Raw genomic sequence first — 19,759 nt, 5'->3', positions numbered from 1 at the left:
ATATTCGCCGCCTACACTGGCGGCAACCGAATCCTCTGATCGAGATACAGTTGTGATCGAAAATCTGCGTAACATCGCCATCATCGCCCACGTTGACCATGGTAAAACCACCCTGGTCGACAAACTCCTGCGCCAGTCCGGCACCCTGGAGCGTAACGAGCTCAACGACGAGCGCGTGATGGACTCCAACGACCAGGAAAAAGAGCGCGGCATTACCATCCTGGCGAAAAACACCGCCATCAACTGGAACGGCTACCACATCAACATCGTCGACACCCCCGGCCACGCCGACTTCGGTGGCGAGGTTGAGCGTGTAATGTCGATGGTCGACTCCGTGCTGCTGCTGGTCGATGCCCAGGACGGCCCGATGCCGCAAACCCGCTTCGTGACCAAGAAGGCTTTCGAAGCTGGCCTGAAGCCGATCGTCGTGATCAACAAGGTTGACCGCCCGGGTGCGCGTCCTGACTGGGTTCTGGACCAGATCTTCGACCTGTTCGACAACCTCGGTGCCACCGATGATCAGCTGGACTTCCAGGTTGTCTACGCCTCGGCCCTGAACGGCATCGCCGGTCTGGACCACACCGACATGGCCGAAGACATGACCCCGCTGTACCAGTCGATCGTCGACAACGTACCGGCGCCGAACGTTGACGTCGATGGCCCGTTCCAGATGCAGATCTCCGCTCTGGACTACAACAGCTTCCTCGGTGTTATCGGCGTTGGCCGTATCGCCCGTGGTCGTATCAAGCCGAACACCCCGGTTGTTGCCATCGACACCGAAGGCAAGAAGCGTAACGGCCGTATCCTCAAGCTGATGGGCCACCACGGCCTGCACCGCGTCGACGTTGAAGAAGCCCAGGCTGGCGACATCGTCTGCATCAGCGGTTTCGACGAGCTGTTCATCTCCGACACCCTGTGCGACATGAACAACGTCGAGGCGATGAAGCCACTGACCGTTGACGAGCCGACCGTTTCGATGACCTTCCAGGTCAACGACTCGCCGTTCTGCGGCAAGGAAGGCAAGTTCGTCACCAGCCGTAACATCAAGGAACGTCTGGACAAAGAGCTGCTGTACAACGTTGCACTGCGCGTTGAAGAAGGCGACTCGGCTGACAAGTTCAAGGTTTCCGGCCGTGGTGAGCTGCACCTGTCGGTTCTGATCGAAACCATGCGTCGTGAAGGCTTCGAGATGGCTGTAGGCCGCCCTGAAGTGATCATCCGCGAAGTCAACGGCGTGAAGCAGGAGCCGTTCGAGAACGTCACCATCGACATCCCTGAAGAATCCCAGGGCAAGGTCATGGAAGAAATGGGCCTGCGTAAGGGCGACCTGACCAACATGGCGCCGGATGGCAAGGGCCGTGTACGTCTGGAGTACAACGTACCTGCTCGTGGTCTGATCGGTTTCCGTAACCAGTTCCTGACCCTGACCAACGGTGCCGGCATCCTGACCTCGATCTTCGATCGCTACGACACCATGAAAGCCGGCCAGATGTCCGGTCGTCTGAACGGTGTACTGGTTTCGATCGAGACCGGCAAGGCGCTGACCTACTCGCTGGAAACCCTGCAGGCTCGCGGCAAGCTGTTCATCGAGCACGGCCAGGACATCTACAACGGTCAGATCATCGGCCTGAACAGCCGTGACAACGACCTGGGCGTGAACCCGACCAAAGGCAAGAAGCTCGACAACATGCGTGCTTCGGGCAAAGACGAAGTCATCGCCCTGGTACCGCCGGTTCGCCACACCCTGGAACAGGCCCTGGAATTCATCCAGGACGATGAGCTGTGCGAAGTGACTCCGAAGTCGATCCGCCTGCGCAAGAAGATCCTGGACGAAGGCGAGCGTACCCGCGCTGCCAAGAAAGCCAAGGCTTGATCGTCTAGCTTGAGCTGAAACGAAAACGCCCCCGGTCGAAAGGCCGGGGGCGTTTTTGTTTGTATGACGCAGGTTTTTTGTAGGTGATATCTCAAGCTGATGTAGGTGGCATCTTTCACAACCTTTTGCGACTTGTGCGCGCTTGTTGTGATGCCTAGCGTGAAGTGCTTTCTCGAAGCAGGAAGCATGCACATGAATTACCGTTTAGCGCTGGCCATCCCCTGCCTGATGGCTGGCTTGCAGGCTTGCACCCTGCAGGATTGTGCCAGCCTGCGTCCGCAGGATGTTGTCCAGTGCCATATTGGCAAGGTGCGTCAGGCACCCTTGGAAGCCGTATTGCTCGAGCAAGCCTCCGAGCCTGGGTATGCGTTCCGTCGCTTGCAGATGGTTTCGCAGGTTTGGGAACCAGCGCCGGTGGTTGAGCCGCGCCGCTGGGAGCATGATGTCGAGCTGCATATCCCGCACAATGCCGTGCCCGGCAAAGCCTTGCTGGTGGTGAACAACGGTGTACGGTTCGGACCGGCGCAAACCCCGGACTATACCCGCGAGGCATTGCGCGAAGTCGCCCTCAAGGCACGGATGGCCGTGGTCATGATCAGCGATGTGCCCAATCAGTACGTGACCTTCAACGATAACGAGAAGCCCTTGCGCGAGGATGACGCCGTGGCCCATACCTGGGCTCATGCGCTTCGCGGCGCCGCGCCGGAATTGCCACTGCACGTGCCGATGGCCGCGGCGGCAAGCCGGGCGATGGATCTGGCCGAGCAAGAGCTGGCAGGGCAAGGGCTCACTGTGGACCGCTTCATTATCACGGGCGCCTCCAAGCGCGGCTGGAGCGCATGGCTCACGGCATTGGCCGATGAGCGGGTGATGGCCATCGTGCCCAGTGTGATCGACGTCGCGGATACTTCGGACATGCTGGCCGGATTGCGCAAGCGTTATGGTGGTCACTGGCCCTTGGCGCTGGGTTCCTACCAGCTGGCTGGTGTCCTGCAGCAGCTGGGTACCCCGGCATTCGAGCGGCTGATGGCGATGATGGACCCGATGCAGTACCTGAACGAGAAAAGGCAGCGTCTGGCCATTCCCAAGTACCTGGTGTCCGCCAGTGGTGACGATTTCTTCGCCCCTGACCCGGTCACCGATTATCAGCAGCGCCTGCCGGGCCAGACCAGCCTCAGGGTATTGCCGAACTCTGACCATGGCGGGGTGCGTCAAGCGATAGTCAGTACCTTGGTACCTGCGGTGACGCGCCTGCGCGATGGCACACCTTTGCCAAGCGTGCAGGTGTCGGCCAGCGGGCATGCCGGGCAGATGAGCGTCGACTTCTCTGAGCCGCCAGTGACGGTGAAGGTGTGGACGGCGAGCAACAGCCAGGACCGCGACTTCCGTTTTGCCTGCGGGGTGCGCTACCAATCCGAGACGCTCGCTCCCATGCAGAACTTCACCCTGCAGCGCACGCCGCCGGCGGTGGGATGGCAGGCGCAGTTCGTCGAAGCGAAGTTTGCTGATGGCTTTATCGCGACCAGCCCGGTCAGCGTGCTGCCGCAGACCTATCCCGAACATCCACCGGCGGAGCAGGGTGGTGCGTGCAGGAGCTTTCCCTCTGGCGGAAAGTAGAAATCTGGCTTGGCACATGATTGGCCAGCAGTGGCCGCTTTGCGGCCCTTCGCGGGCTTGCCCGCTCCCACAGGTGTGTCGCTGAACCCATGATTTGCGCGCCCCTTGTGGGAGCGGGCAAGCCCGCGAAGAGGCCCTTGAAGGCTAGCGATCAGCGCCCGACCACCTTGGGCTTGTACGCACAATAACCTGGCCGCGGCCCGACCTTGGGGTGGTTGCGGCAGGTATCCGGCCGCTTGTCATAAATGGTGCACAGCCGGCTTTTACGATCCAGATACAGGCAGTCATCATTGCTCATCCGGGTCAGGGTGAAGATCCCCGACTTCTGGTTGAAGCGTTCGATGATGCCGTCCTTCTGCAGGCGCTTGGCGATGTTCTTCGGCGGTTCGTCTTTCTCGAACTCGTCGACCACACCGATACGGATCAGATCCTTGATCTTCACCTCCACCGGCAGGGTGCAGCAGGTCGAATGGCAGCCATGGCACATGTTGCTGGTGTAGCGCTGCCAGGTCTCCAGGCGGTCGACTTCGGCTGCGGCGATCAGGGTCGTTTTCATCTTTATGGGGTGTATCACGGTCTTGGGGCGCGCGATGATACCGGAATTGTTCAATTTATGAACAACCTTTTGCCGGAATCGCAAAGTGGGCATGAAAACTGCGAACGCTAACTGTCACTCCCTGTCGAAGGGTCTAGGCTCAACAGTCTCCCTCCGTTTTCGTCAACTTGCCCGAGGATGCCGCATGTCCCAGGAACCCAAAGCTCGTGACGCCGAGGTGGCCGAATTTCGCGCCGCTGTACTGGACAAGCTGACCTACGCGGTTGGCAAGGACCCAGAGCACGCCTTCGACCACGACTGGTTCGAGGCCATCGCCCTGGCCGCGCGCGATCACATGGTCGATCACTGGATGGACCACACCCGCCAGGCGTATCGCCGCAGCCAGAAGCGGGTCTATTACCTTTCTCTCGAATTCCTCATCGGCCGGCTGCTGTATGACAGCCTGAGCAACCTGGGCCTGCTCGACATTGCCCGCGACGCATTGGAAGGGCTGAACGTGGACCTGGAGCGCATTCGCCTGCTCGAGCCCGATGCTGCGCTGGGCAACGGTGGCCTGGGCCGCCTGGCGGCGTGCTTCATGGAGAGCATGTCGACCCTGGGCATCGCTGCTCACGGTTATGGCATCCGCTATGAGCACGGGCTGTTCCGTCAGGCCATGGTCGATGGCTGGCAGCAGGAGCAGACCGAGAACTGGCTCGACTTCGGCAACCCTTGGGAGTTCGAGCGCGCCGAGGTGATCTACCCGATCAGCTTTGGCGGCAGCGTCGAAACGGTGCACGACACCCACGGCCAGCAGCGCCAGGTATGGTGGCCGGGCGAGACCGTGCGGGCGGTGGCCTACGATACCCCGGTGGTCGGTTGGCGCGGGGCCAGCGTCAATACCCTGCGCCTGTGGCGTGCGCGGGCGCTGGAAGAGCTGCACCTGGAACGTTTCAATGCCGGCGACCACCTGGGCGCGGTGGCCGAGGTGGCGCGGGCCGAAAGCATTTCGCGGGTGCTGTACCCGGCCGACAGCACCGAGGCGGGCCAGGAACTGCGCCTGCGGCAGGAATACTTCTTCGTCTCGGCTTCGTTGCAGGACCTGCTACGCCGCCACCTGAACATGCACGACAACCTGCTCAACCTGCCGGATGCGGCGGCCATCCAGCTCAACGACACCCACCCGTCGATCGCCGTCGCCGAGCTGATGCGCCTGCTGGTCGACCAGCATGAGATCCCTTGGGATACCGCCTGGGAGCTGACCGTCGGCACCCTGGCCTACACCAACCACACCTTGCTGCCCGAAGCCCTGGAAACCTGGCCGGTGGCGCTGATGGAACGCATGCTGCCGCGGCACATGCAGATCATCTACCTGATCAACGCCTACCACATCGACGCGCTGCGGGCGAAAGGCCTGCACGACTTCGACGTGTTGCGGGCTGTGTCGTTGATCGAGGAAGACAATGGCCGCCGGGTGCGCATGGGCAACCTGGCGTTCCTCGGCTCGCATAGCGTCAACGGTGTGTCGGCGCTGCACAGCAAGCTGATGAAAAGCACGGTGTTCGCCGAGCTGCACAAGCTCTACCCGCAACGGATCAACAACAAGACCAACGGCATTACTTTCCGCCGCTGGCTGTACCAGTCCAACCCGCAGCTGACCGCGATGCTGATCGAGGCGCTGGGCCCTGAGCTGCTGGACGACCCCGAAGGACGCCTGGCCAATCTGGTACCGTTCGCCGACAAGAGCGGTTTCCGCAAGCAGTTCGCCGCGCAGCGCCTGCACAGCAAGCGTGCCCTGGCCAGCATCATCCAGGACCGTCTGGGCGTTACGGTGAACCCCGAGGCGTTGTTCGACGTGCAGGTCAAGCGCATCCACGAATACAAGCGCCAGTTGCTCAACCTGCTGCACACCGTGGCGTTGTACCAGGCCATGCGCAACGACCCCGGTACCGACTGGGTGCCGCGGGTGAAGATCTTCGCCGGCAAGGCCGCGGCCAGCTATCACCAGGCCAAGCTGATCATCAAGCTGGCCAACGACATCGCCCGGGTGGTGAACAACGACCCCACCGTGCGCGGCCTGCTGAAGGTGGTGTTCCTGCCCAACTACAACGTCAGTCTGGCTGAAAGCATCATCCCGGCGGCGGACCTTTCCGAGCAGATTTCCACCGCCGGTTACGAAGCGTCCGGCACCAGCAACATGAAGTTCGGCCTGAACGGCGCGTTGACCATCGGTACCCTGGATGGTGCCAATGTCGAGATGAGCGAGCAGGTGGGTACCGAAAACATGTTCATCTTCGGCCTTACCGCGCAGCAGGTGGAGGCCAGACGGCGCGACGGGGACTTTGGCGCCAGTGCGGCGATTGCCGCGTCCAGCCGCCTGAACGATGTGTTGCAGGCTGTTCGCAGCGGGGTGTTCTCACCGGACGACCCGTCGCGCTACAGCGCGCTGATCGACGGGCTGGTGGCTCATGACCGCTTCCTGGTGTGTGCCGATTTCGATGCCTACTGGGATGCCCAGCGACGGGTCGAGGAGCTTTGGCACACGCCGCAGGAATGGTGGCGCATGGCGGTGCTGAATACCGCGCGGATGGGCTGGTTTTCCTCGGACCGGACCATTCGGGAATATGCCAGCGAGATCTGGAAGGCGCTGGATTGAGGTAGGCCTGTGCCGGCCTCTTCGCGGGCACGCCCGCTCCCACATGGACTGCACAAGGTTTCCAAGGTTGTGCAACTCCTGTGCGAGCGGGCGTGCCCGCGAATGGGTCCACAACCAGACCACCGGCCTGGCGCGCGCTGAACTACCAACCTATTGTGCCGTCTGAGAGCCGTGGCGAGTCTCATCACTCGCTAGCCCGCAACTCTCCCTGTAAACTGCGGGGGTTTTTATCCCCAATCCTTTCGGAGCCATACATGTCCCGCGTTACCCTTAGTCGCTATCTGATTGAGCAGACCCGCAGCAACAATACCCCTGCCGATCTGCGCTTCCTGATCGAAGTGGTGGCGCGTGCGTGCAAGGAAATCAGCCATCACGTGTCCAAAGGCGCCCTCGGTGGCGTGCTGGGCAGCATGGGCACTGAAAACGTGCAGGGCGAAGTCCAGAAGAAACTGGACGTGATTTCCAACGATATCCTGCTGGAAGCCAACGAGTGGGGCGGCCACCTGGCCGGCATGGCTTCCGAAGAAATGGACAACGCCTACCAGATCCCGGGCAAGTACCCGAAAGGCGCCTACCTGCTGGTCTTCGACCCGCTGGACGGCTCGTCCAACATCGACGTCAACGTTTCGGTCGGCACCATCTTCTCGGTACTGCGTTGCCCTAACGAATACCTGAGCCAGAACGAAACCCTGAACGAAAAAGCCTTCCTGCAACCAGGCACCCAGCAGGTTGCCGCCGGTTACGCCATCTACGGCCCGCAGACCATGCTGATCCTGACCCTGGGCAACGGCGTCAAGGGCTTCACCCTGGACCGCGAACTGGGCAGCTTCGTCCTCACCCACGAAAACATCCGCGTGCCGGAAACTACCGCAGAATTCGCCATCAACATGTCCAACCAGCGCCACTGGGAAGCCCCGGTTCACCGTTACGTGGGCGAACTGCTGGCAGGCGAGACCGGCCCGCTGAAGAAAAACTACAACATGCGCTGGATCGCCTCGATGGTGGCCGACGTACACCGCATCCTGACCCGTGGCGGCCTGTTCATGTACCCACGTGACGCCCGCGAACCGAGCAAGCCGGGCAAGCTGCGCCTGATGTACGAAGCCAACCCGATGTCCTTCATCATCGAACAGGCCGGCGGCGCCTCCACCAACGGTTACGATCGCATCCTCGACATCCAGCCAGAAAGCCTGCACCAGCGTGTGTCGGTAATCCTCGGCTCGAAGGAAGAGGTCGAGCGCGTCACCGCCTACCACAAGGAGTAAGTCATGCTCGCACCTTGGCAGCCGTTGCTGGAGTGGTGGTTCGGTTGGGGCACCAGTCCCCAGGCCGTGGCTGACGAGAAGAGCACGCTGTGGTTCGGCAAGCATCATGACGCCGACGCCCGTGCGCTGTTTGGCGATCTGGTCGAGCATGCCCTGGCGGGTGGGCTCGACGAGTGGCAGCAAAGCCCGCAGGGCTGGCTGGGCCTGCTGATCCTGCTGGACCAGTTGCCGCGCATGATCTACCGCGACACGCCGCGTGCCTTCGAGGGCGACCGGCGTGCCCAGGTGGTGGCGATGCAGGGTTTGCAGAAGAACTGGGATTACCAACTGCTGCCGATACAGCGGGTGTTCGTGTTGCTGGTTCTGGAACATGCCGAAGTGCTGGACTGGCAGAACCTGTGCGTCGAGCGCTACCAGGTGCTGCTGGACGAGCAACCCGAAGCCAACCGCCGGTTGTTCGAAGGCTTTCTCGACTATGCCGAGCAGCACCAGCGGGTAATTGCCCGTTTCGGGCGCTTCCCGCACCGCAATCTGGTGCTGGAGCGGCCGAGTACCAGCGAAGAGATGGACTTTTTGCTGGAGCCTGGGTCCAGGTTCTGATTCCAGGGTTGTCGGGATCATTGTAGGAGCAGCCTTGTGCTGCGAAGTGTCCCTCGCTGCCCATGCATCCCTGTTGGCCTTACCGGCCCTTTCGCAGCACAAGGCTGCTCCTACAGTACGTAGGGGCGGCCTTTTTGTTTGGGCGGGATAATTCTTTGTGATTAATCGCACAGTAGTGGCCATCCGACCAATGGCGTAGGGGTAGAGGAGGGGGAGCAGGGAACCTGGGAGGGTTTTTACCGTCGAAGGTCACTGCAGGCCACTCGCCTGTATCCCCTCTCCAGGAGTGTCCTTCATGTCGTTGCGTTCCCTCGCCCTGTTGTCGCTGTGCGTCGTTCTGACTGCCTGCAGCAAGATCAATCAGGAAAACTATTCCAAGATCAAGGCCGGTATGAACAAGGCCGAGGTCGAGCAGTTGCTCGGCACGCCGACCGAGTGCTCTGGTGCGCTGGGGATGAGCAGCTGCACCTGGGGGGACGAGAAGAGCTTCATCAGTGTGCAGTACGCGGCTGACAAGGTGCTCATGTATTCAGGGCAGGGTCTCAAATGAGGCACCTGTATCTGCTGATGGGGGTATGCCTGGCGTTGCTGCTGGGCGGTTGTGCCGGCTCCGTGCATGACCCGCTGGCGCCGAAAACCGCGGGCAACATCGACCTCAAGCGCTACCAGGGCAAGTGGTACGAGCTGGCGCGCCTGCCGATGCGCTACCAGACCGGCTGCGAGCAGTCCGAAGCGCACTACAACCTCCGGCTCGATGGTAGCCTCGGCGTGCTCAACCGATGCCGCACCATGGGTGACGAATGGCTGCGCGCCGAAGGGCATGCGAACATCCAGGAGCCGGGGCACACCGACAAGTTGTGGGTCGAGTTCGACAACTGGTTCACCAAGCTGGTGCCAGGGGTGGCGAGGGGCGAGTACTGGATTCTGTATGTGGATGATCGCTACCGCACGGCGGTGGTCGGCAGCCCGGACCGCAAGCACTTGTGGATCCTGTCGCGTACGCCGACGCTACCGGCCTGGGAGCGCGAGAACCTGATGTCCAAGGCCCGGCAGCAGGGTTATGACACCAGCCGGCTGATCTGGCGCGCGTCGGACCAGCAGATCGTCAAGATGCACTGAATTTCTGGGGGCTGCTTTGCAGCCCATCGCGACACAAGGCCGCTCCTACAGGGGAACGCACATTCCTGTAGGAGCGGCCTTGTGTCGCGATGGGCCGCAAAGCGGCCCCAATACACTCACCCCAACAGCTGTCGCAACACCTCGGCAAACGCCAGCGCGCTTTGCTCTTCCTGCGCATGCCGCCCCTGGCGCACCACCCATTGCCCATTCACCATCACATCCCGCACCTGGCGATCGCCGCCGGCAAACAGCCAGCGGTTGAGAATCGCATCCCCATCGGCCATGGCGATGTAAGGGTCCTGCCCATCGAGCACCAGCCAGTCGGCGCGCTTGCCCACGGCCAGTTCCCCGATCGCCTGGCCCAGCGCCTGCGCACCGCCCGCCAGAGCCGCGTCATACAACGTCCGCCCGACCATCGGCTGGTCGCCGCGATACAGGCGGTTACGCCGCTGGTCGCGCAGCCGCTGGCCGTATTCCAGCCAGCGCAGTTCTTCCACCACGCTCAGCGACACATGGCTGTCCGAACCAATGCCCATGCGCCCACCCTGTGCCAGATAGTCCACTGCCGGGAAAATCCCGTCGCCCAGGTTGGCCTCGGTGGTCAGGCAAAGCCCGGCTACCGCGCCGCTACGGGCCATGGCGGTGACTTCATCCGGCTCTGCGTGGGTTGCGTGCACCAGGCACCAGCGCGGGTCCACATCCACATGCTCGTACAACCACTGCAACGGGCGCAGTCCGCTCCAGGCCAGGCAGTCGTCGACTTCCTTCTGCTGCTCGGCGATATGGATATGCACCGGGCACTGTTTGTCGCTGGCTGCCAGCACTTCGGCGATCTGCCCGGGCGTCACCGCGCGCAGCGAATGGAAGCACAGACCCAGTTGCTGCGCGGGTTGCGCGGCCAGCAGCGGGGCCAGCTGCGCTTGCAGTTGCAGGTACTGTTCAGTGGAATTTATGAAGCGCCGTTGCCCGTCATTCGGGGCTTGGCCGCCGAAGCCTGCGTGGCTGTAAAGCACCGGCAGCAAGGTCAGGCCAATGCCGCTGTCGGCTGCAGCCGCACTGATGCGGTGGGACAGTTCGGCCGGGTCGGCGTAGGCCCTGCCGGCCTGGTCATGGTGCACGTAGTGGAACTCGGCGACCGAGGTATAGCCGGCCTTGAGCATTTCGATGTACAGCTGGCGGGCAATGACCTGAAGCTGCTCCGGACTGATCTGGCCGACCAGGCGGTACATCAGGTCGCGCCAGGTCCAGAAACTGTCGTTGGGGTTGCCGGCGACTTCCGCCAGCCCTGCCATTGCGCGCTGGAAAGCATGCGAGTGCAGATTGGGCATGCCGGGCAGCAGCGGGCCGGCCAGCCGCTCGGCGCCTTCGGCCGAGGCGCCCGACTCGATGCGGGCCACATGGCCATCACTGGTGACCTCGATGCGGACATGGCTGGCCCAGCCCGTGGGCAGCAGGGCGCGTTCGGCGAAGTAGGCGGACATCGGTAAAAATCCTGTTATTGTTAACTTGTATATACATATACAGGTGTTTGCCTGCCGGGTAAACTGCGGCAAGCTACCGCTCATTTCATTTGCACAAGGATCCAACGCCGTGCCGACACCTCCTGTCTCCGCGCTGGTTGCCCAGATGGGCGAGGGCCCGGCTCCGCTGTACGCCCGGGTCAAACAGATGATCATCCAGCAGATCGACAACGGCAGCTGGCCACCGCATCACCGGGTACCCTCGGAGAGCGAACTGGTCAGCGAGCTGGGCTTCAGCCGCATGACCATCAATCGCGCCCTGCGCGAGCTCACTGCCGAAGGCCTGCTGGTGCGCATGCAAGGGGTCGGTACCTTCGTGGCCGAGCCCAAGGGGCGTTCGGCGCTGTTCGAGGTCAACAACATCGCCGACGAAATTGCCGCGCGTGGCCACCAGCATAGCTGCCAGGTGATCACCCTCACCGAGGAAACGGCCGGTTCCGAGCGGGCCCTGGCCCTGGACATGCGCGAAGGCCAACGGGTGTTCCACTCGCTGATCGTGCATTTCGAGAACGGCGTGCCGGTGCAGATCGAGGACCGCTACGTCAATGCGGCGATTGCCCCCGACTACCTCAAGCAGGACTTCACCCGGCAGACGCCTTACGCCTACCTGTCGCAGGTGGCGCCGCTGACCGAGGGTGAGCACGTGGTCGAGGCAATCCTGGCCGAGCCGGAAGAATGCCGCCTGTTGCAGATCGAGCGGGGCGAGCCCTGCCTGCTGATCCGCCGTCGCACCTGGTCCGGCCGCCAGCCGGTGACCGCCGCGCGGCTGATCCACCCCGGTTCCCGTCATCGCCTGGAAGGACGTTTCAGTAAATGAGTCAGCTGCAGTTGTTGCGTGCGCAGGGCTACCCGCGCATGCCGTGGAAGAACGGTGGCGGTTTCACCGAAGAGATTACCCGCGACAGTGGCGAAGGCCTGGACGGCTTTGGCTGGCGCCTGTCGATTGCCGATATCGAGGAGTCCGGCGGGTTTTCCACCTTCGCCGGCTACCAGCGGATCATCACCGTGCTGCAGGGTGACGGCATGCGCCTGCTGGTCGACGGCCAGGCCAGCAGGCCGTTGCTGCCGTTCGATGCCTTCGCCTTCAGTGGCGAGAGCCAGGTCAGCTGCAAGCTGCTGGGCGGGGCGATCCGCGATTTCAACCTGATCTACGCACCGCAGCGCTACCGGGCACGGTTGCAGTGGTTCGATGGCACCAGCCCGTTTGTACAGTTCAGCGACGACGGTGTTGCTGTTCGCTGCCAGCAGCCAGGTCGAGGTTGGCATTGCCGGGCGCGAGACGCAGCGGTTGGGGTTGTATGACTGCCTGCGGCTGGAGGGCAATGACCAGTTGCTGGGGTTGGATGTGCAGGGGCGGTTCTGCCTGATCGAACTCGTTTCACGTTGAGATAGCCGGGGGGCTGCTGCGCAGCCCTTTCGCGACGCAAGGCCGCTCCTACACGCACCGTGCATGCTTTGGCTGGCGCGGTCCCCTGTAGGAGCGGCCTTGTGTCGCGAAAGGGCCGCGCAGCGGCCCCGCGTTTTTTGGCCGCTCAGCGGAAAAGTCCAATTATTTTGGTTGTCCATGCTTGTACATACAAGTAAAGGTGTGTTTGTATATCTACCACGACATACCCGCCCGCGGACGACCGCAGAGGACCTTTCCCGTGACCGACAACAACAAATACCGTGACGTTGAAATCCGTGCCCCACGTGGCAACAAGCTGACTGCCAAAAGCTGGCTGACCGAAGCGCCACTGCGCATGCTGATGAACAACCTCGATCCACAGGTCGCGGAAAACCCGAAAGAACTGGTGGTGTACGGCGGTATCGGCCGCGCTGCCCGTAACTGGGCGTGCTACGACAAGATCGTCGAGACCCTGACCCGCCTGGAAGACGACGAAACCCTGCTGGTGCAGTCGGGCAAGCCGGTCGGCGTGTTCAAGACCCACAGCAACGCCCCGCGCGTACTGATCGCCAACTCCAACCTGGTGCCGCACTGGGCCAACTGGGAACACTTCAACGAACTGGACGCCAAGGGCCTGGCCATGTACGGCCAGATGACCGCCGGCAGCTGGATCTACATCGGCAGCCAGGGCATCGTCCAGGGCACCTACGAAACCTTCGTCGAAGCCGGTCGCCAGCATTACGGCGGCAGCCTGAAAGGCAAGTGGGTACTGACCGCCGGCCTGGGCGGCATGGGCGGCGCCCAGCCACTGGCTGCCACCCTGGCCGGTGCCTGCTCGCTGAACATCGAATGCCAGCAGAGCCGCATCGACTTCCGTCTGGAAACCCGCTACGTCGACGAGCAGGCCACTGACCTCGACGACGCCCTGGCACGCATTGCCAAGTACACCGCCGAAGGCAAGGCCATCTCCATCGCCCTGCACGGCAACGCTGCTGAAATCCTGCCAGAGCTGGTCAAGCGTGGCGTGCGCCCGGACATGGTCACCGACCAGACCAGCGCCCACGACCCGCTGAACGGTTACCTGCCAGCCGGCTGGACCTGGGAACAGTACCGCGACCGCGCGCAGACCGAGCCGGCTGCAGTGGTCAAGGCCGCCAAGCAGTCGATGGCCGTGCACGTGCAAGCCATGCTCGATTTCCAGAAGCAGGGTGTTCCGACCTTCGACTACGGCAACAACATCCGCCAGATGGCCAAGGAAGAAGGCGTGGCCAATGCCTTCGACTTCCCTGGCTTCGTGCCGGCCTACATCCGCCCGCTGTTCTGCCGTGGCATCGGCCCGTTCCGCTGGGCGGCGCTGTCCGGTGATGCCGAAGACATCTACAAGACCGACGCCAAGGTCAAGGAACTGATCCCCGACGACGCCCACCTGCACCGCTGGCTGGACATGGCTCGTGAGCGCATCAGCTTCCAGGGCCTGCCGGCACGTATCTGCTGGGTTGGCCTGGGCCTGCGTGCCAAGCTGGGCCTGGCGTTCAACGAAATGGTACGCAGCGGCGAGCTGTCGGCACCGATCGTGATCGGCCGTGACCACCTGGACTCCGGTTCGGTGTCCAGCCCCAACCGTGAAACCGAAGCCATGCGCGACGGTTCCGACGCTGTCTCCGACTGGCCGCTGCTCAACGCCCTGCTGAACACCGCCGGCGGTGCTACCTGGGTTTCGCTGCACCACGGTGGTGGCGTAGGCATGGGCTTCTCCCAGCACTCTGGCATGGTCATCGTCTGCGACGGTACCGACGAAGCCGCCGAGCGTATCGCTCGCGTGCTGACCAACGACCCAGGGACCGGTGTGATGCGTCATGCCGATGCCGGATACGACATCGCCATCGAGTGCGCCAAGGAGCAGGGCCTGGACCTGCCGATGATCACTGGCTGATCGCCACGCTTTGGATCGCACCCCACGAGGGGTGATACTGAACAACAAGAAGGAGCACGCAGGCTCACAAACGGGCCTGCGGCTCCACGCGATTGGAGTAGTGAAGTGACCGAATTGACCCTCAAGCCCGGCACCCTGACCCTGGCCCAGCTGCGCGCCATCCATGCCGCGCCCGTGCGCCTGCAACTGGACGCCAGCGCCGCGCCGGCCATCGACGCCAGCGTTGCCTGCGTCGAGCAGATCATTGCCGAAGACCGTACCGCCTACGGCATCAACACCGGTTTCGGCCTGCTGGCCTCGACCCGCATCGCCAGCCACGACCTGGAAAACCTGCAGCGCTCGCTGGTGCTGTCCCACGCCGCCGGTGTCGGCGCGCCGCTGGATGACGACCTGGTGCGGCTGATCATGGTGCTGAAGATCAACAGCCTCAGCCGTGGTTTCTCCGGCATCCGTCGCAAAGTCATCGACGCGCTGATCGCCCTGGTCAACGCCGAAGTCTATCCGCACATCCCGCTGAAGGGCTCGGTGGGCGCCTCCGGCGACCTCGCCCCGCTGGCGCACATGTCGCTGGTGCTGCTGGGTGAAGGCAAGGCCCGCTACAAGGGCCAGTGGCTGCCAGCTACCGAAGCCCTGGCCGTGGCCGGCCTCGAGCCGCTGACCTTGGCCGCCAAGGAGGGCCTGGCCCTGCTCAACGGCACCCAGGCGTCCACCGCCTATGCCCTGCGTGGCCTGTTCCAGGGCGAAGACCTGTACGCCGCTGCCATCGCCTGCGGCGGTCTGAGCGTCGAAGCCGCGCTGGGCTCGCGCTCGCCGTTCGATGCGCGCATCCACGAAGTGCGTGGCCAGCGCGGTCAGATCGACACTGCTGCCTGTTTCCGTGACCTGCTGGGCGACTCCAGCGAAGTGTCGCTGTCGCACAAGAACTGCGACAAGGTCCAGGACCCGTACTCGCTGCGCTGCCAGCCGCAGGTCATGGGCGCCTGCCTGACCCAGCTGCGCCAGGCCGCCGAGGTACTGGGCATCGAAGCCAACGCCGTGTCGGACAACCCGCTGGTGTTCGCTGCCGAAGGTGACGTGATTTCCGGCGGTAACTTCCACGCCGAGCCGGTGGCCATGGCCGCCGACAACATCGCCCTGGCCATCGCTGAAATCGGTTCGCTCAGCGAGCGCCGTATCTCGCTGATGATGGACAAGCACATGTCCCAGCTGCCGCCGTTCCTGGTGGAAAACGGCGGGGTCAACTCGGGCTTCATGATCGCCCAGGTCACCGCTGCTGCCCTGGCCAGCGAGAACAAGGCCCTGTCGCACCCGCACAGCGTCGACAGCCTGCCGACCTCGGCCAACCAGGAAGACCACGTGTCGATGGCCCCGGCTGCCGGCAAGCGCCTGTGGGAGATGGCCGAAAACACCCGTGGCGTGCTGGCCATCGAATGGCTGGGCGCCTGCCAGGGCCTGGACCTGCGCAAGGGCCTGAAGACCTCGGCCAAGCTGGAGCAGGCGCGCCAGGCGCTGCGCAGCGAAGTGCCGCACTACGACCGTGACCGTTTCTTCGCGCCCGACATCGAAAAGGCCGTGGAACTGTTGGCCAAGGGTCGCCTGACCGGCCTGCTGCCGGCTGGTGTGCTGCCAAGCCTGTAATGCCCCCAGGGGCCGCTGTGCGGCCCATTCGCAGCACAAGGCTGCTCCTACAAAGGCGACGCGCTCCCTTGTAGGAGCAGCCTTGTGCTGCGAAAGGGCTGCAAGGCAGCCCCCTTCGATCTCACGACCACAAAAACAATTTAAGGACGTGACATGCAACAAGCTCAAGGTCTAAAGCGCGGGCTAAGTGCCCGCCACATCCGTTTCATGGCCCTCGGTTCCGCCATCGGCACCGGCCTGTTCTACGGCTCCGCCTCGGCCATCCAGATGGCCGGCCCGGCGGTGCTGCTGGCCTACCTGATCGGCGGCGCTGCCGTGTTCATGGTCATGCGCGCCCTCGGCGAAATGGCTGTGCACAACCCGGTCGCCGGCTCGTTCGGCCACTACGCCAGCACCTACCTCGGCCCCATGGCCGGCTTCATCCTTGGCTGGACCTACGCCTTCGAGATGGTCATCGTCGCCATCGCCGACGTCACCGCCTTCGGTATCTACATGGGCTTCTGGTTCCCGGAAGTGGCCCGCTGGATCTGGGTGCTGGGCATCGTCTTCCTGATCGGCGGCCTCAACCTGTGCAACGTCAAGGTCTTTGGCGAAATGGAATTCTGGCTGTCGCTGCTCAAGGTCGGCGCCATCGTGGCGATGATCCTGGCCGGCCTCGGTATCATGGCCTTCGGCTTCAGCCAGGTAGGCACCGGGCAGGCCGTGGGTGTCAGCAACCTGTTCGACCACGGCGGCTTAATGCCCAATGGCGTGGGTGGCCTGATCGCTTCCTTTGCCGTGGTGATGTTCGCGTTCGGCGGCATCGAGATCATCGGCGTCACCGCCGGTGAGGCCAAGGACCCGCAGCGGGTCATCCCCAAGGCGATCAACGCCGTGCCGCTGCGCATCCTGCTGTTCTACGTGCTCACCCTGTTCGTGCTGATGTGCCTGTTCCCATGGCCGCAAATCGGCAGCCAGGGCAGCCCGTTCGTGCAGATTTTCAGTAACCTGGGCATCGGCTCTGCCGCCGCGGTGCTGAACATCGTGGTGATTTCTGCCGCGATCTCGGCCATCAACAGCGACATCTTCGGCGCCGGCCGCATGATGTACGGCCTGGCCCAGCAAGGCCACGCGCCGCGCGGCTTCAGCAAGCTGTCGAAGCACGGCGTGCCGTGGATGACCGTGGTGGTGATGGGGGCTGCGCTGCTGATCGGCGTGCTGCTCAACTACCTGATCCCGGAGAACGTGTTCCTGCTGATCGCCTCGATCGCTACCTTCGCCACCGTGTGGGTGTGGCTGATGATCCTGCTCACCCAGGTGGCCATGCGCCGCAGCATGAGCCGTGAGCAAGTGGCCCAATTACAGTTCCCGGTACCGTTCTGGCCTTACGGCCCGGCCATGGCCATTGCGTTCATGGTGTTCATCTTTGGCGTGCTCGGTTACTTCCCGGATACCCAGGCGGCACTGCTTGTCGGCGTGGTCTGGGTGGTGTTCCTGGTGGCGTCCTACCTGCTGTGGTGCAAGCCGCGCGCAGGGCAGGGCAACCCGGTAGCGGAACCGGCCGAACTGCACCGCTAAGTACAGGAGTCAATGTATGAGAACCGTCTGGCAGCACTGCCATGTGGCAACCATGGCCGAGGGCCGTTACTCGGCCATCGAGGACGCGGCCATCGTCACCAACGCCGGGCTGATCGAGTGGATCGGCCCACGCGTCGAGCTGGCGTCGGTCGATGCCGAGCATACGGTGGACCTGGGCGGCGCCTGGGTCACCCCGGGGCTGATCGACTGCCACACCCACGCGGTGTTCGGTGGCAACCGCAGCGGTGAGTTCGAGCAGCGCCTGCAGGGTGTGAGCTATGCCGAAATCGCCGCACAGGGCGGTGGCATCGCCAGCACCGTGCGGGCCACCCGCGCGGCCAGCGAAGACGAGCTGTTCGCCAGTGCTCGCCAGCGGGTCCAGGCGCTGATGCGCGATGGCGTGACCACCATCGAGGTCAAGTCCGGCTACGGCCTGGACCTGGCCAACGAGCGCAAGATGCTGCGCGTGGCTCGGCGCCTGGCCGACGAGTTGCCGCTGGCGGTGCGCGCCACCTGCCTGGCAGCCCATGCCTTGCCGCCGGAATACGTCGGCCGGGCTGACGACTACATCGCGCACATCTGCGATGAAATGCTGCCGGCCCTGGCCGCCGAAGGCCTGGTGGACGCAGTGGATGCCTTCTGCGAACACCTGGCGTTCTCCCCGGCCCAGGTCGAGCGGCTGTTCATCAAGGCGCGCGAGCTGGGCCTGCCGGTCAAGCTGCACGCCGAACAGTTGTCGTCGCTGCACGGCTCCAGCCTGGCGGCGCGCTACCAGGCGCTGTCGGCTGACCATCTGGAATTCATGACCGAGGAAGACGCCATTGCCATGGCAAAAGCCGGCACGGTCGCCGTGCTGCTGCCGGGCGCGTTCTACTTCCTGCGCGAAACCCAGCTGCCGCCGATGGACGCCTTGCGCCGCCACGGCGTGAAGATTGCCCTGGCCAGCGACCTCAACCCCGGCACCTCGCCAGGGTTGTCGCTGCGGCTGATGCTGAACATGGGCTGCACCTGCTTCCGCATGACCCCGGAAGAAGCCCTGGCCGGTGTCACCGTGCACGCCGCCACGGCGTTGGGCCTGGGCGACAGCCACGGCTCGCTGGAAGTGGGCAAGGTCGCCGACTTCGTCGCCTGGCAGATCGAACGCCCCGCCGACCTGGCCTACTGGCTGGGCGGCGACCTGCCCAAGCGCGTGGTGCGCAAGGGCCACGAGATTTCCAACTGAGTGAGGCACGATGGACAAGGTACTGAGTTTTCACCAGGGGCGCCTGCCGCTGCTGATCAGCATGCCCCATGCCGGCCTGCAACTATCGCCGGCGGTACGAGACGGCCTGGTCGACCAGGCGCGCAGCCTGCCGGACACCGACTGGCATATTCCACAGTTGTATGTCTTTGCCCGTGACATGGGCGCCAGCGTGGTGGCGGCGGAGTATTCCCGCTTCGTCATCGACCTGAACCGGCCGGATGACGACAAGCCACTGTACGTTGGTGCCACCACCGGCCTGTACCCGGCCACGCTGTTCGATGGCGAGCCATTGTTCAAGGACGGGCTGGTGCCGACAGGCGAGGAGCGCAAGCAGTATCTGGAGCAGATCTGGCGCCCCTACCACGACACGATTCGTCGCGAGCTGGCGCGGCTGCGCGAGCAGTTCGGCTACGCCCTGCTGTGGGACGCCCATTCGATCCGTTCGCTGATCCCGCACCTGTTCGACGGCAAGCTGCCGGACTTCAACCTGGGTACTTTCAACGGCGCCAGCTGCGACCCGGCTCTGGCCGAACGGCTGAAAGAGGTGTGCGCCCAGGCCCAAGGCTACAGCCATGTGCTCAATGGCCGCTTCAAGGGCGGGCATATCACCCGGCATTACGGCGATCCGGCCAACCACATCCATGCGGTGCAGCTGGAGCTGGCGCAGAGCACCTACATGGAAGAAGCCGAGCCGTTCGCTTACCGCGAAGACCTGGCACGGCCGACACAGGAGGTGTTGAAGCAGCTTCTGCAGGCAGTGCTGGACTGGGGCAAGGCGCATTACGGGCGGTGAAGTTCGCCAGTAAGAATGGCGAC

15 protein-coding genes and 1 pseudogene are annotated in these 19,759 nt (G+C 63.4%); 14 read left to right on the top strand and 2 right to left on the bottom strand.

Going from position 1 to position 19,759, the window contains the following annotated elements; all coding sequences use genetic code 11:
• Nucleotides 1-52 precede the first annotated feature (52 nt).
• Both typA and WM94_RS03620 read left to right on the top strand, forming a co-directional pair.
• Nucleotides 53-1,873, top strand: coding sequence for a translational GTPase TypA (gene typA / locus WM94_RS03625; protein ID WP_003259874.1), 1,821 nt, complete (start codon nt 53-55; stop codon nt 1,871-1,873).
• A gap of 192 nt (nt 1,874-2,065) precedes the next feature.
• Nucleotides 2,066-3,490, top strand: a complete 1,425-nt coding sequence (locus WM94_RS03620; protein WP_061550457.1) for a PhoPQ-activated pathogenicity-related family protein — start codon at nt 2,066-2,068, stop codon at nt 3,488-3,490.
• Between the two features lie 151 nt (nt 3,491-3,641).
• Here WM94_RS03620 and WM94_RS03615 read toward each other — a convergent pair whose 3' ends face one another.
• Complete coding sequence (locus WM94_RS03615) at nt 3,642-4,046, bottom strand: YkgJ family cysteine cluster protein (protein ID WP_003259873.1); 405 nt, start codon at nt 4,044-4,046, stop codon at nt 3,642-3,644.
• Between the two features lie 184 nt (nt 4,047-4,230).
• Between WM94_RS03615 and WM94_RS03610 the strand changes: the two genes are divergently transcribed.
• The 5 genes from WM94_RS03610 (at nt 4,231) to WM94_RS03590 (ending at nt 9,665) form a co-directional block, all read left to right on the top strand.
• Entirely contained in the window at nt 4,231-6,681 is a 2,451-nt protein-coding gene (locus WM94_RS03610) for a glycogen/starch/alpha-glucan phosphorylase (RefSeq protein WP_038410198.1), read from the top strand.
• Between the two features lie 254 nt (nt 6,682-6,935).
• Entirely contained in the window at nt 6,936-7,946 is a 1,011-nt protein-coding gene (locus tag WM94_RS03605; protein ID WP_061550456.1) for a class 1 fructose-bisphosphatase, read from the top strand.
• 3 nt (nt 7,947-7,949) lie between these two features.
• Nucleotides 7,950-8,546, top strand: coding sequence for a DUF924 family protein (locus WM94_RS03600; RefSeq protein ID WP_061550455.1), 597 nt, complete (start codon nt 7,950-7,952; stop codon nt 8,544-8,546).
• 295 nt (nt 8,547-8,841) lie between these two features.
• Complete coding sequence (gene bamE / locus WM94_RS03595; protein WP_003249234.1) at nt 8,842-9,096, top strand: outer membrane protein assembly factor BamE; 255 nt, start codon at nt 8,842-8,844, stop codon at nt 9,094-9,096.
• Nucleotides 9,093-9,665: a lipocalin family protein gene (locus WM94_RS03590; protein WP_061550454.1), complete on the top strand. Its 573-nt coding sequence runs from the start codon at nt 9,093-9,095 to the stop codon at nt 9,663-9,665. Before bamE ends, WM94_RS03590 begins: the two co-directional genes overlap by 4 nt.
• 116 nt (nt 9,666-9,781) lie before the next feature.
• Here the strand turns inward: WM94_RS03590 and WM94_RS03585 are convergent, their stop codons facing one another.
• Entirely contained in the window at nt 9,782-11,146 is a 1,365-nt protein-coding gene (locus tag WM94_RS03585; protein WP_061550453.1) for a formimidoylglutamate deiminase, read from the bottom strand.
• A gap of 145 nt (nt 11,147-11,291) precedes the next feature.
• Between WM94_RS03585 and hutC the strand changes: the two genes are divergently transcribed.
• The 7 genes and pseudogenes from hutC to hutG all read left to right on the top strand — a co-directional run bounded on the left by hutC (nt 11,292) and on the right by hutG (nt 19,736).
• On the top strand, nt 11,292-12,002 hold the full coding sequence (gene hutC, locus WM94_RS03580) for a histidine utilization repressor (protein WP_013974563.1): 711 nt from the start codon (nt 11,292-11,294) through the stop codon (nt 12,000-12,002).
• A pseudogene (locus tag WM94_RS03575) lies at nt 11,999-12,572 on the top strand (HutD family protein). The gene hutC and the pseudogene WM94_RS03575 overlap by 4 nt, the downstream one beginning before the upstream one ends.
• A 259-nt stretch (nt 12,573-12,831) precedes the next feature.
• Nucleotides 12,832-14,505 carry a urocanate hydratase gene (gene hutU, locus WM94_RS03570; protein ID WP_013974561.1) on the top strand — a complete coding sequence of 558 codons (1,674 nt, stop codon included), beginning with the start codon at nt 12,832-12,834 and terminating at the stop codon, nt 14,503-14,505.
• A gap of 105 nt (nt 14,506-14,610) precedes the next feature.
• On the top strand, nt 14,611-16,143 hold the full coding sequence (hutH, locus tag WM94_RS03565; protein ID WP_003259868.1) for a histidine ammonia-lyase: 1,533 nt from the start codon (nt 14,611-14,613) through the stop codon (nt 16,141-16,143).
• A 153-nt stretch (nt 16,144-16,296) separates the two neighbouring features.
• On the top strand, nt 16,297-17,700 hold the full coding sequence (locus tag WM94_RS03560; RefSeq protein ID WP_061550452.1) for an amino acid permease: 1,404 nt from the start codon (nt 16,297-16,299) through the stop codon (nt 17,698-17,700).
• Between the two features lie 16 nt (nt 17,701-17,716).
• Nucleotides 17,717-18,922 (top strand): imidazolonepropionase, encoded by a 1,206-nt coding sequence (gene hutI, locus WM94_RS03555; protein WP_061550451.1) that lies wholly within the window; start codon nt 17,717-17,719, stop codon nt 18,920-18,922.
• A 10-nt stretch (nt 18,923-18,932) separates the two neighbouring features.
• Nucleotides 18,933-19,736 carry an N-formylglutamate deformylase gene (gene hutG, locus WM94_RS03550; protein ID WP_061550450.1) on the top strand — a complete coding sequence of 268 codons (804 nt, stop codon included), beginning with the start codon at nt 18,933-18,935 and terminating at the stop codon, nt 19,734-19,736.
• Nucleotides 19,737-19,759: the final 23 nt, after the last annotated feature.

Source organism: Pseudomonas sp. ABFPK, from assembly GCF_001586765.1.
GTDB lineage: Bacteria > Pseudomonadota > Gammaproteobacteria > Pseudomonadales > Pseudomonadaceae > Aquipseudomonas > Aquipseudomonas asiatica.
The sequence above is the reverse complement of the archived record's forward strand: the minus strand, read 5'-3'. Positions and strand labels throughout refer to the sequence as shown.

What these genes read in the sequence shown, in the direction of transcription:
- WM94_RS03620 (WP_061550457.1), top strand. Translation starts at nt 2,066, where the DNA reads ATGAATTACCGTTTAGCGCTGGCCATCCCCTGCCTGATGGCTGGCTTG.
- WM94_RS03615 (WP_003259873.1), bottom strand. Translation starts at nt 4,046, where the DNA reads ATGAAAACGACCCTGATCGCCGCAGCCGAAGTCGACCGCCTGGAGACC.
- WM94_RS03610 (WP_038410198.1), top strand. Translation starts at nt 4,231, where the DNA reads ATGTCCCAGGAACCCAAAGCTCGTGACGCCGAGGTGGCCGAATTTCGC.
- WM94_RS03605 (WP_061550456.1), top strand. Translation starts at nt 6,936, where the DNA reads ATGTCCCGCGTTACCCTTAGTCGCTATCTGATTGAGCAGACCCGCAGC.
- WM94_RS03600 (WP_061550455.1), top strand. Translation starts at nt 7,950, where the DNA reads ATGCTCGCACCTTGGCAGCCGTTGCTGGAGTGGTGGTTCGGTTGGGGC.
- bamE (WP_003249234.1), top strand. Translation starts at nt 8,842, where the DNA reads ATGTCGTTGCGTTCCCTCGCCCTGTTGTCGCTGTGCGTCGTTCTGACT.
- WM94_RS03590 (WP_061550454.1), top strand. Translation starts at nt 9,093, where the DNA reads ATGAGGCACCTGTATCTGCTGATGGGGGTATGCCTGGCGTTGCTGCTG.
- WM94_RS03585 (WP_061550453.1), bottom strand. Translation starts at nt 11,146, where the DNA reads ATGTCCGCCTACTTCGCCGAACGCGCCCTGCTGCCCACGGGCTGGGCC.
- hutC (WP_013974563.1), top strand. Translation starts at nt 11,292, where the DNA reads ATGGGCGAGGGCCCGGCTCCGCTGTACGCCCGGGTCAAACAGATGATC.
- WM94_RS03560 (WP_061550452.1), top strand. Translation starts at nt 16,297, where the DNA reads ATGCAACAAGCTCAAGGTCTAAAGCGCGGGCTAAGTGCCCGCCACATC.
- hutI (WP_061550451.1), top strand. Translation starts at nt 17,717, where the DNA reads ATGAGAACCGTCTGGCAGCACTGCCATGTGGCAACCATGGCCGAGGGC.
- hutG (WP_061550450.1), top strand. Translation starts at nt 18,933, where the DNA reads ATGGACAAGGTACTGAGTTTTCACCAGGGGCGCCTGCCGCTGCTGATC.